This is a genomic window from Olsenella sp. SW781, from assembly GCF_012027725.1.
In the GTDB taxonomy this organism is placed as follows: domain Bacteria; phylum Actinomycetota; class Coriobacteriia; order Coriobacteriales; family Atopobiaceae; genus Thermophilibacter.
This window is the reverse complement of the sequence record NZ_SJOU01000014.1, coordinates 62,190-71,938: the sequence shown is the minus strand read 5'-3', so window position 1 is coordinate 71,938 and position 9,749 is coordinate 62,190. Positions and strand designations below refer to the sequence as shown.

Annotated in this window: 8 protein-coding genes and 1 pseudogene; 1 reads left to right on the top strand and 8 read right to left on the bottom strand. The window is 69.5% G+C overall.

The window, feature by feature from the left end; genetic code table 11:
• The 7 genes and pseudogenes from E0L17_RS10970 to E0L17_RS08755 form a co-directional block, all read right to left on the bottom strand.
• Nucleotides 1-208 (bottom strand): annotated as a pseudogene (locus E0L17_RS10970) (acetyl-CoA carboxylase biotin carboxyl carrier protein); the annotation flags it as partial.
• Nucleotides 209-210: 2 nt separating this feature from the next.
• Entirely contained in the window at nucleotides 211-1,458 is a 1,248-nt protein-coding gene (gene fabF, locus E0L17_RS08780; protein ID WP_167930860.1) for a beta-ketoacyl-ACP synthase II, read from the bottom strand.
• Nucleotides 1,459-1,551: 93 nt separating this feature from the next.
• Nucleotides 1,552-2,322 carry a 3-oxoacyl-[acyl-carrier-protein] reductase gene (fabG, locus tag E0L17_RS08775; protein WP_167930859.1) on the bottom strand — a complete coding sequence of 257 codons (771 nt, stop codon included), beginning with the start codon at nucleotides 2,320-2,322 and terminating at the stop codon, nucleotides 1,552-1,554.
• Between the two features lie 2 nt (nucleotides 2,323-2,324).
• A complete protein-coding gene (locus tag E0L17_RS08770) occupies nucleotides 2,325-3,260 on the bottom strand; it encodes an ACP S-malonyltransferase (protein WP_167930858.1) in 936 nt (311 codons plus the stop codon).
• Nucleotides 3,248-4,192, bottom strand: coding sequence for an enoyl-[acyl-carrier-protein] reductase FabK (fabK, locus tag E0L17_RS08765; RefSeq protein ID WP_167930857.1), 945 nt, complete (start codon nucleotides 4,190-4,192; stop codon nucleotides 3,248-3,250). Before fabK ends, E0L17_RS08770 begins: the two co-directional genes overlap by 13 nt.
• A gap of 2 nt (nucleotides 4,193-4,194) precedes the next feature.
• Nucleotides 4,195-4,431, bottom strand: coding sequence for a phosphopantetheine-binding protein (locus tag E0L17_RS08760; RefSeq protein ID WP_075279237.1), 237 nt, complete (start codon nucleotides 4,429-4,431; stop codon nucleotides 4,195-4,197).
• A 59-nt stretch (nucleotides 4,432-4,490) separates the two neighbouring features.
• Nucleotides 4,491-5,450 carry a 3-oxoacyl-ACP synthase III family protein gene (locus E0L17_RS08755; protein WP_167930856.1) on the bottom strand — a complete coding sequence of 320 codons (960 nt, stop codon included), beginning with the start codon at nucleotides 5,448-5,450 and terminating at the stop codon, nucleotides 4,491-4,493.
• Nucleotides 5,451-5,629: 179 nt separating this feature from the next.
• Here E0L17_RS08755 and E0L17_RS08750 point away from each other — a divergent pair, with 179 nt between their 5' ends.
• On the top strand, nucleotides 5,630-6,349 hold the full coding sequence (locus E0L17_RS08750; RefSeq protein ID WP_167930855.1) for a biotin--[acetyl-CoA-carboxylase] ligase: 720 nt from the start codon (nucleotides 5,630-5,632) through the stop codon (nucleotides 6,347-6,349).
• 344 nt (nucleotides 6,350-6,693) lie between these two features.
• Here E0L17_RS08750 and E0L17_RS08745 read toward each other — a convergent pair whose 3' ends face one another.
• Nucleotides 6,694-9,555 carry a glycoside hydrolase family 3 protein gene (locus E0L17_RS08745; RefSeq protein ID WP_167930854.1) on the bottom strand — a complete coding sequence of 954 codons (2,862 nt, stop codon included), beginning with the start codon at nucleotides 9,553-9,555 and terminating at the stop codon, nucleotides 6,694-6,696.
• Between the last annotated feature and the right edge of the window lie 194 nt (nucleotides 9,556-9,749).

Sequence of the window (9,749 nt, the reverse complement as noted above, 5' to 3'; positions counted from 1 at the left end):
GGAGGCGGGGCGCGGGCGCGGGGGCCGCGGGGGCGGCGGGGGCCGGGGCCGCGGGGGCGGGGGCGGATACGGCGGGCGCCGCAGGGGCGGGCGCGACGGCGCCGCACTCGAGCTCGACCGCCGAGCCGTCAGGCTCCTCGACGCGCACGCGCGAGAGGCCGTGGTCCCTCATGATGTCGGCAATCTGGGAGATCTTCGCAGAGTCCATCGTTAGCTCCTCTCCACGGCGCGCAGCGCCAGCGCGGCGTTGTGGCCGCCGAATCCGAGGTTGGTGGAGAGGGCCCAGGTGAGCTCGCACTCCACGGCCTCGTTGGGCGTGTAGTCGAGGTCGCACGCCGGGTCGGGCGTGTGATAGTTGATCGTGGGCGGGACGATTCCGTTCTCGAGGGCGAGGGCGCAGGCCATGGCCTCGACGGCACCGGTGGCCCCGATCATGTGGCCGGTCATGGACTTGGTCGAGGAGACGTGCGCGGCGCGCGCGGCCTCCTCGCCGAGGGCCTGCTTGAAGCCGAGGGTCTCGGAGGCGTCGTTGAGCTTGGTGGAGGTGCCGTGGGCGTTGATGTAGAGGCCCTCCTCGGGCTTCACGCCGCCCTCCTCCACGGCGAGCCTGATGGCGCGCGTGATGCCGGCCGCCTCCGGGTCGGGAGAGGTGATGTGGTAGGCGTCGTCGGTGTTGCCGTAGCCAACGACCTCAGCGTAGATGTGGGCACCGCGCGCGACGGCGTGCTCCCACTCCTCGAGGACGAGCACGCAGGCGCCCTCGCCCATGACGAAGCCGTTGCGGTCGGCGTCGAACGGGCGACACGCGGTCGCGGGGTCCGGGTTGGTGGTGAGGGCGCGGCAGCTCGTGAAGCCGGCGATGGTCTCGGGCATGATCGCGGCCTCGGCGCCGCCGGCGAGAATGGCGTCGGCGTAGCCGTGCTTGATCGCGCGGAAGGCCTCGCCCACGGCGTGGGCGGAGGTGGCGCAGGCGGTCACGACGGGCAGGGTGGGGCCAAGGGCCTTGTGGCGGATGGCGATGTTGCCGGTCGCCATGTTGGCGATCATCATCGTGATCATGAACGGGGAGGCGCGGCGCGGGCCGCGCTCGGCGATGGTGTGGACGTTGTCGGCGAAGGCGTTGATGCCGCCCGTGCCGGAGCCCACGTAGACGCCCAGGCGCTCGCGGTCGATCGAGCCCTCGGCGTCGAGGCCGGAGTCGGCCATGGCCTCGTCGGAGGCGACGAGCGCGTACTGGGAATAGAGGTCCAGGTGCGCCGCCTCCTGCTTGCCCAGGAGCTCGGCTCCGTCGAAGCCCTTGACCTCGGCGGCGACCTTGACCTTGAACGCCTCGGTGTCGAAGTGGGTGATGGGGCCGATGCCGCAGCGACCGGCGACCATGCCCTCCCACGTCTCCTTGGCCGTGTTTCCGAGCGGCGTAACGGCGCCGATACCGGTGATTGCTACCCTGTGCTCCATCTCAACTCCCAACGCGTGCAAAAGGGACAGTCACTTTTGCACGTCTGTCGTGCGGGCGTGCAAAAGTGACTGTCCCTTTTGCACGCGTGCCAGTTACATCGCCATGCCGCCGTCGACGCGGATGACCTCGCCGGTCACGTAGGACGCGGCGTCGCTCACCAGGAAGCGAGTGACTGCGGCGATCTCGTCCGCGGAGGCCAGGCGCCCGAGGGGAATCTGCTTCTCGTAGCTCTCGACGACGCCCTCGGAGAGGACCGCCGTCATGTCCGTCTCCACGAAGCCGGGCGCGATGGCGTTCACCGTCACGCCGCGCGGAGCGAGCTCGCGCGCCACGGACTTGGTGAGGCCGATCAGGCCCGCCTTGGACGCCGCGTAGTTGGCCTGGCCGGCGTTGCCCATGAGGCCCACGACGGACGCCATGTTCACGATGCGGCCGCCGCGCTGGCGCATGAAGGCGCGCGTGAGGGCGCGCGTGGTGTGGAAGGCGCCCTTGAGGTTGACGTCGATCACGCGGGAGAAGTCCTCGTCGCTCATGCGCACGAGCAGGCCGTCACGGGTGACGCCCGCGTTGTTGACGAGGGCCCAGACGCTCCCGAAGTCGGCGAGAACCGCGTCGACGGTGGCCTTGACCTCGTCGGCGCTCGCCACGTCGCAGCGATAGGCGCGCGCCGTGGCGCCGGCCTCCTCGCAGGCGGCGACGGCCTCGGCGGCCGCGGCCTCGTTGCCCGCGTAGACGAGCGCGAGGTCAAAGCCGTCCGCGGCGAGCCCCTCGGCGACGGCGCGGCCGATGCCGCGGGAGGCGCCGGTCACGAGGGCCACGCGACGGGAGGCGTCGCGCTCGATGGTCCCGGTCTTCTCGGCCATGGCTACTCCCCCTTCTCGGATAGCGCGGCGAGAACAGCCTCGAGCTGCTCGACGGTCTCGCACGGCAGCGCCGTGACGCCCTCGAGCGTGCGGGAGACGAGGCCCGTGAGGGTCTTGCCGGGACCGACCTCGATGAACGTGTCGACGCCGTCGGCGGCCATATTCTGCAGGGTGCGGACCCACTGGACGGGGTTGGCCACCTGGCTGGAGAGCAGCTCAACGCGAGCGGCCTCGTCAGCCGGGTAGGCCTCGCCCGTGCGGTTGGCCAGCACGGGCACGGACGGCTGCGCCGGGGCGTGGCCGTCAGCGAGGTACGCGGCGAGGCCCTTCTCGGCATCCGCCATGAACGGGCTGTGGAAGGCGCCCGAGACGGCGACCTTCATCGCGCGGCCCTTGGCCTCCTTGACGAGAAGATCGAGCTTCTCGCAGGCCTCCGGCGTCCCCGCGACGACGGTCTGGAGCGGGCTGTTGTAGTTCACGGGCCAGGCGTCGCCCGCCTCGGCCGCGAGGCGCTCGACGGTCTCCGCGTCGAGCTTCACGACGGCGCGCATGGCGCCGGGGTGGGTCTCTGCGGCGTCGGCCATGAGCTCGGCGCGGTGGCACACGAGCTCGAAGCCCTGCTCGTCGGTGTAGGCGCCGGCAAAGGTGAGCGCGGCGACCTCGCCGAGCGAGAAGCCCGCCACCACGTCCGGCGTCACGCCGCGCCCGGCGAGCGCGCGGGCGCACGCGAGGTCGGCGGCAAAGACGCAGGGCTGCGTGTTGATGGTCTGCGCCAGCTCCTCCTTGGTGCCGGAGAGGCACTGCTCGGTGGTGCCGGGGCGCACCGCGTCGGCCACGTCGAAGACGGCCTTGGCGGCGGGCTCGGACTCGATGAGGTCGGCGCACATGCCGGGGTGCTGGGCGCCCTGGCCGGCGAAGAGGAAGGCTACTTTACCCATTGCATCGCTCCTGCCAGGACCTTCTCGGCCCCGTTCACGAGGTCGTCGACGATCTCGAGCGCGCTCTGGCGCTCCTTCACCATGCCGGCGATCTGGCCGCAGAGGAAGCTGCCGTTCTCGTAGTCGCCCTCCTTGGCGGCCTTGCGGAGTGCCCCGGTGCCAAAGGCGTTGAGCTCCTCCTCGGGCGCGCCCGAGGACTCCATCTGGGCGTACTTGTTGGAGAACGGGTTCTTGAGGGCGCGGACCGGGTGGCCGGTCGAGCGGCCGGTGGCGCGCGTGGCGATGTCGTTAGCCTTGAGGACCATGTCCTTGTACTTGTCGGACACGGTGCACTCCTCCGCCACGAGGAAGCGCGTCCCCACCTGGACCCCCACGGCGCCGAGCATGAAGGCGGCGGCGACCCCGCGCCCGTCGGCGATGCCGCCGGCGGCGATGACGGGGATCTTCACTGCATCCACGACCTGCGGCACGAGGGCCATCGTGGTGGTCTCGCCGATGTGGCCGCCGGACTCGGTGCCCTCGGCCACCACGGCCACGGCGCCGGCGCGCTGGACGAGCTTAGCCATGGCAACGGAGGCCACCACGGGGATGACCTTGATGCCGGCCGCGTTCCAGGCCTTCATGTACTTGGTGGGGTTGCCGGCGCCCGTCACGACCACGGGCACGTGCTCGTCGATGACGACCTGGGCGACCTCGTCGGCGAACGGGCTCATGAGCATGACGTTCACGCCGAAGGGCTTGTCGGTCTTCTCGCGCAGCTCGTGGATCTGGTCGCGCAGCCAGTCGGCGTTGGCGTTCATGGCGGCGATGATGCCGAGGCCGCCGGCCTCGGAGACCGCGGCGGCGAGGGAGGCGTCGGCGATCCAGGCCATGCCGCCCTGGAAGACGGGCTTCTCGATGCCGAGAAGGTCACAGATGGGGGTGCGCAGCATGACTAGTTCTCCAGGAGGGCGTCGACCATCTCGACGAACTCGCCGATGGTGGTGGGGTTGGACTCGGCGTCGATCTCGATGCCGAACTCGTCCTCGCAGGCCATAACGGCCTCGACGGTGGCCAGGCTGTCCAGGCCGACCTCGGCGAGCGTGGTCTCGGCGGTGAGCTCGACGTCATCGAGGCCGCCCTGCTCGCGGACGATCGCGCAGACGCGGTCGAAGGTGCTCTGATCTGCCATGGTGTTCTCCTTTGTTCCGTGCGCCCGGTCGGGCGCGCCAATGGACGAATATGTGCGACCTACTCCCAGCGGAGCAGGCAGGCACCCGTATCGAGGCCGGCCCCAAAGCCCACGAGGGCGACGAGCTGTCCGGCCTTGAGCTGGCCGGAGCGGACGAGCCGGTCGAGGGCGAGCGGCACGCACGCGCTCGAGATGTTGCCGGTCTCCGCAAGCGAGCGCACGACCTTCTCGTCATCGAGGCCCAGGCGGGCGACGGCTGACGACAGGATGCGCTCGTTGGCCTGATGGAAGACGAAGTGGTCGATGTCCTCGACGGCCACGCCCGCCTCGCGCGCGAGCTCGGTCACCGAGGTGCAGATGGCGTTCACGCCGAACTTGAAGACGCGGCGCCCCTCCATGGAGAGGGTGTTGGCGGGATGCTCGGTCGCGTCGTAGGGCGAGCTGCCCCCGATGCCGGGCACGTGGAGGATCTCCACGGACGGCTCCGTCTCGAGCCGCATGGCGAGCGGGTTCTGGCCGCCCGCGGACAGAACCGCCGCGGCGGCCCCGTCACCGAAGAGGACGCACGTGGCGCGGTCCTCCCAGTCCACGAGGCGGCTCATCTTCTCCGCCGCAACGACGAGCACGCGCTCCGCGCGGCCGCGCGCGAAGTAGCCGTCCGCGACGTCGAGGGCAAAGACGAAGCCCGCGCAGGCCGCCGACACGTCGAAGGCCGGGCAGGTCGCGCCGAGGCGCTCGGCGATGGCGCAGGCCTCGGCGGGGATGAGGTGGTCGCCGCTCGTGGTGGAGCAGATGATGAGGTCAAGCTGGTCGGGCGTGACGCCGGCCGCCTCGAGGGCGCCGCGGCTCGCCTCGCACGCGAGGTCGTCGAGCGACTCGGAGGTGCAGATGCGGCGGCTCCTGATGCCGGTCCGGGGGAAGATCCACTCGTCAGAGGTATCCAGGAACTCCGAGAGGTCGTCGTTGGTGACGGAGCGCGCCGGAAGCGCCGAGCCCGTTCCCAGAATGCGGAATCCCATCTTCTCGCCTCCTGCCTCGCTCTGTTGTTAACGCGTCAACATCTCTTTGGTAGGCTAGCAATATAGACGATGACGCTGCGTCGTCATTCCCCCACCCCGCTATTTTGCCACGATACCTCCACACGCGTGTGTACCATTTGAGCACCTGCCGCAAACGGGGGAAACGACCGGGAGAGCGTATGGAAAACGAAACCGAGATTCGCGTGGTCGACGAGGTTGGCTCCACGAACGACGAGGCGCTTTCCCTTGGCCGGGCCGGCGCGGCGCACGGGTCCGCAATCGCCGCGCGACGCCAGATTGCGGGGCGCGGGCGGCGCGGGCACGCGTGGGAGTCGCCCGAGGGCAACCTCTACCTCTCCGTCGTGCTGCGGCCCGCCGTAAGCCCCGCACGCCTCCCCGGCCTTGCCGCCGCCTGCGGGCTGGGCGTGACGGACGTCCTGCGTGGCACGCAGCTCAAGTGGCCCAACGACGTCCTCGCTCGCGGGCGCAAGCTGGCCGGGATCCTCGTCGAGACCGCGCGCGATGACGCCGGGCGGACGTTCGCCGTCTGCGGCGTGGGCGTCAACGTGGGACGGGCGCCGCGTGACCTGCCCGCGATCTCCTTGGCCGAGCTGGGGGGCGCGCCGTCCTTCTCGGCCCTCGCCGAGGCGCTGCGGGGCGAGGTCGTCCGACGGGTCGACGCATGGGCCGCCGCACCCGGCGACCGGCCGCTCGACGGGATTCGCGAGGACTACCTCGCCCGCCTCGCCTGGCTCGGCAACGAGGTCCGCGTGCTCGCGGGCGACGGAGAGGCCGCGCTCTCATGCGGCACGTTCGAGACCGTCGACCCCTGGGGACGCGCCGTCGTGGACGGCACCGCGTATGCGGCCGAGCTCTCCTCCCTGCGCCCGCTCGCCTAGCGCGTCCACCTCCGCCTGTCCGCGCGCTGCCGATTTGGGGGTCATGGCAATTCTCGCGCGCGGGGCGTTGCGCGGATGGGGGTCGTGGCAGAGATTGGGCTGCCATGACCCCCTTCCGCGCAACAGGGCGAGAAGAACGCCCAGTTGACGCCCCGCGCCGATTGCCACGACCCCCATCCGCGCAACGCCCCAAGCGGAGCCCCAGCCCCGCCCGTTGCGGTCGGCGACCCTCGGCCCACACGACACGGGGCGGCCCGGTTCTTCTCGCCCGGCGACTTCTGCGCGCAGCGCAGTGAGCCGGAGAGAAGAACCGGGCCGCCCCTTGCGGATGCGTAGACAAGCGCTTACGAGGTCTTGCGCGCCGCGAAGCGCCTCACGGCGACGACGCCGAGCCCCACGAGCGCCACGCCGATCACGGCGTCGACCGCGTAGGTCGCGATCTGCCACGCGGGCGTGACGGCGGCCGGGTCGCCATCGGCGTAACGCCAGCTGTTCACGGCCGTGTAGAGGATGTTGTGAGCGGCGCGGCGCATCTGGATGACCGCCGTGGCGCTCTGGTCCTCCACGTTGTTCGTTGTCTCGGTGGAGGCGAGCATGATGTCGGTGCCGCCGCGGATGAGCTGGTCGGCGTTCTGGTAGCCATAGTTGGGGCCGGAGAAGTAGTCCGTCTCGACCATGCCCTCGAAGCCCCACTCGTCACGCAGGACGGTCTGGTTGAGGCCGAGGTGGGCGCTCGCGTACGTGTTGCCGATGTAGTTGAACGCGCCCATGATGGCCTGCGCGGAGACGTCGGCCTTCACGACCTCCTCGAAGGCGCGCAGGTAGATCTCACGGATGGCCTGCTCGTTTGACCAGGTGCAGAGCTGGCCGTTGCGCTCGGTCTCCTGCTCGTTGAGGGCGAAGTGCTTGGTGAAGGCGTAGACGCCGCGGCTGTCGGCGCCGAGCACCTGCTGGGCCGCCAGGGTGCCGGTGAGCACCGGGTCCTCAGAGAAGTACTCGAAGTTGCGGCCGCCAAAGGCGGAGCGGTGGATGTTGATGGAGGGGGCGTACCAGCCGGAGACCTCCATCTCGTGCGCCATGTCGCCGATCGTCACGCCGAACTCGTAGGCGAGCTCCTTGTTCCACGAGCACGCGAGGGACACGTTGGACGGCAGGCCGATCGAGCTCACGCCGGTGAAGTTGTCCTTGAGGGCGGCCGGGCCGTCGACGTCGGACAGGCGGATCTTGCCGATGGAGTCAACCGCAGCGTTCTGGTAGCCGCCGTTGGCGATGAGGGTGTTCATCTCGTCCACGGTCAGCTGGTCGAGAAGGGCGCCCCACTGCGGGTCGTCGTAGGCAACGCCACGCAGGTCGATGAGGCGCAGCCCGTTGTCGGCGCCCGTCACGGGCATCTCGTCGTCGGGGTTGTCGAACTCCGTGGGATCGTAGTTGCCGTTGTTGTAGAACGTGGCCTTGTACTCGTCTGACATGGAGTAGTTCGTCGGGGCGGCCGTGGCCTCGGCGTAGTTGGCAAAGCCGTCCTCGCGCGAAAGGTACTCGAGGTCGCCGTTGGCGTCGTCGAAGACGTTGGTCGCCGCCTGGAGGTCGCCGTTGTGGGTGTTGTCCTCGGTGTCGTAGGTGATGGTCTCGGGCACGCTCACCGTCTGCTCGGAGATGACGGTGTGGGAGTCAGAGTTGATGGAGACCACGTAGTCGCCGGCCTCGAGCACGTAGGCGCGAGCGCCCTCGTAGTCGTAGGAGGCCATGTCGTCATCCTCGAAGCTGATGGTGACGGTCTGGGACTCGCCGGGCTCGAGGAGGGCGGTCTTCTCGTACGCCACGAGGTTCGCCGTCGCCTTCTCGATGCCGCCATTGGTGTAGGGCGGGTTCACGTAGGCCTCGACCACGTCCTTGCCCGCCACGTCGCCCGTGTTGGTGACGGTGACGTCAAAGCTCACCGTGTCCCCGTCAAAGCTCGCGGGACCCATCTCCTGGCTGAACGTGGTGTAGCTGAGGCCGTAGCCAAACGGGTACTGGACGCTCGCCTCGTAGTCGACGAGCCCCTCGTCGTCCGCCGTCTCCCAGAAGCGATAGCCCACGTAGATGCCCTCGACGTAGTTCACGAACTTGGGAGAGCGGGTGCCGCGGGCGCTCTCGACCTCGAACTCGCTCACGTTGTCGTACTGGAAGGCGCCGAAGTTGTTCCACGTGGGGGCCTGGGTGAGGTCATAGAGGAACGTGTCGGACGTCTTGCCGGACGGGTTCACCGCGCCGGTGAGGACCGAGCCCAGCGCCTCGAAGCCGGCCTGGCCGGGGTGCGGCGCCCACAGCACGCTCTTGATCTCGGGGTAGTCCGCAAGGAAGCCCATCTCGAAGGCGTTGGCGCCGTTGTAGACGAGGACCACGTTGTCGAAGTTCTCGCACACGAGGTCGAGCATGTCGCGCTCGGTGCGGCTGAGCTCGAGGTAGTGCTGGCCCGCCTCGAAGTCGGCGTACTCCGTGGAGTTGTTGGTGTAGGTGACGCCCTCGGCGCCCATGTCGGTGGGCAGGTCGAGGCCCTCGCCGCCCACGCGCCCGATGACCACGATCGCGGTGTCGGAGAAGTCGCGCGCGTCGGCCATGAGCTCGTCGGTGTAGGTGCTCGCCGGCGGCTCGGGCAGCGTCCAGTCCGCCGCGGTGACGGCGATGACGCCGCGCTCGGTCGAGTAGTCCGTGTAGAAGCTCGTGAGCTCCTCGTTGGTGGTGAAGCCGGCCATCTCCAGGCTGTCGAGCAGCGTCACCGTCTCATAGGCGTCGGAGAGCGAGCCGGAGCCCGTGCCGCCGTAGATGGGGTTGGTGGACGCCCAGCCAAAGACGCTCACGTTGCCCGGCTCAATCGGGAGCAGGTCCTCGCTGTTCTGAAGCAGGGTGATGCCCTCGGACTCGATGTCCACGGCAAGCTGGTTGGTCCTGTCGATGGTCTCCTGCGAAAGCTCGTGGCGCTCGGCGGTGGCCATGGTGACCACGCTGTTGAGCGGCCCCAGGAGCATCGCGTTCACCGAGCCCGCGATCACGGCCACGGCCGCGACCCACGTGAGCGAGCGGGCGAGCTTGCGCCTCCCCTCCGCCATGCGCGCCACGACGACCGTGACCACAATGGCCGCCACCAGCGCAATCGCGATGACGACGAGCTGCGGCGCAACCGACTGCAGCACGGCGAGCACATCGTCCATGTTGATCTCGAGCATGCGTTCTCCTTCCCTCGTTCCCTCGTGCATGGGCCCGCCCCTCTGGCGGCCCGTCCTTCTCGTCCTTTGTATGAAAACGGCCTGAAGGAGATAAGGGGTCCGGGGGCATCGGTCGGTTTTTTGACGTCTTCTGCCCTCCCCCGCCCGCTCGCGCACGCTGCCCGGAGGCGCGCCTGTCGCGCGCCGGCACCCTT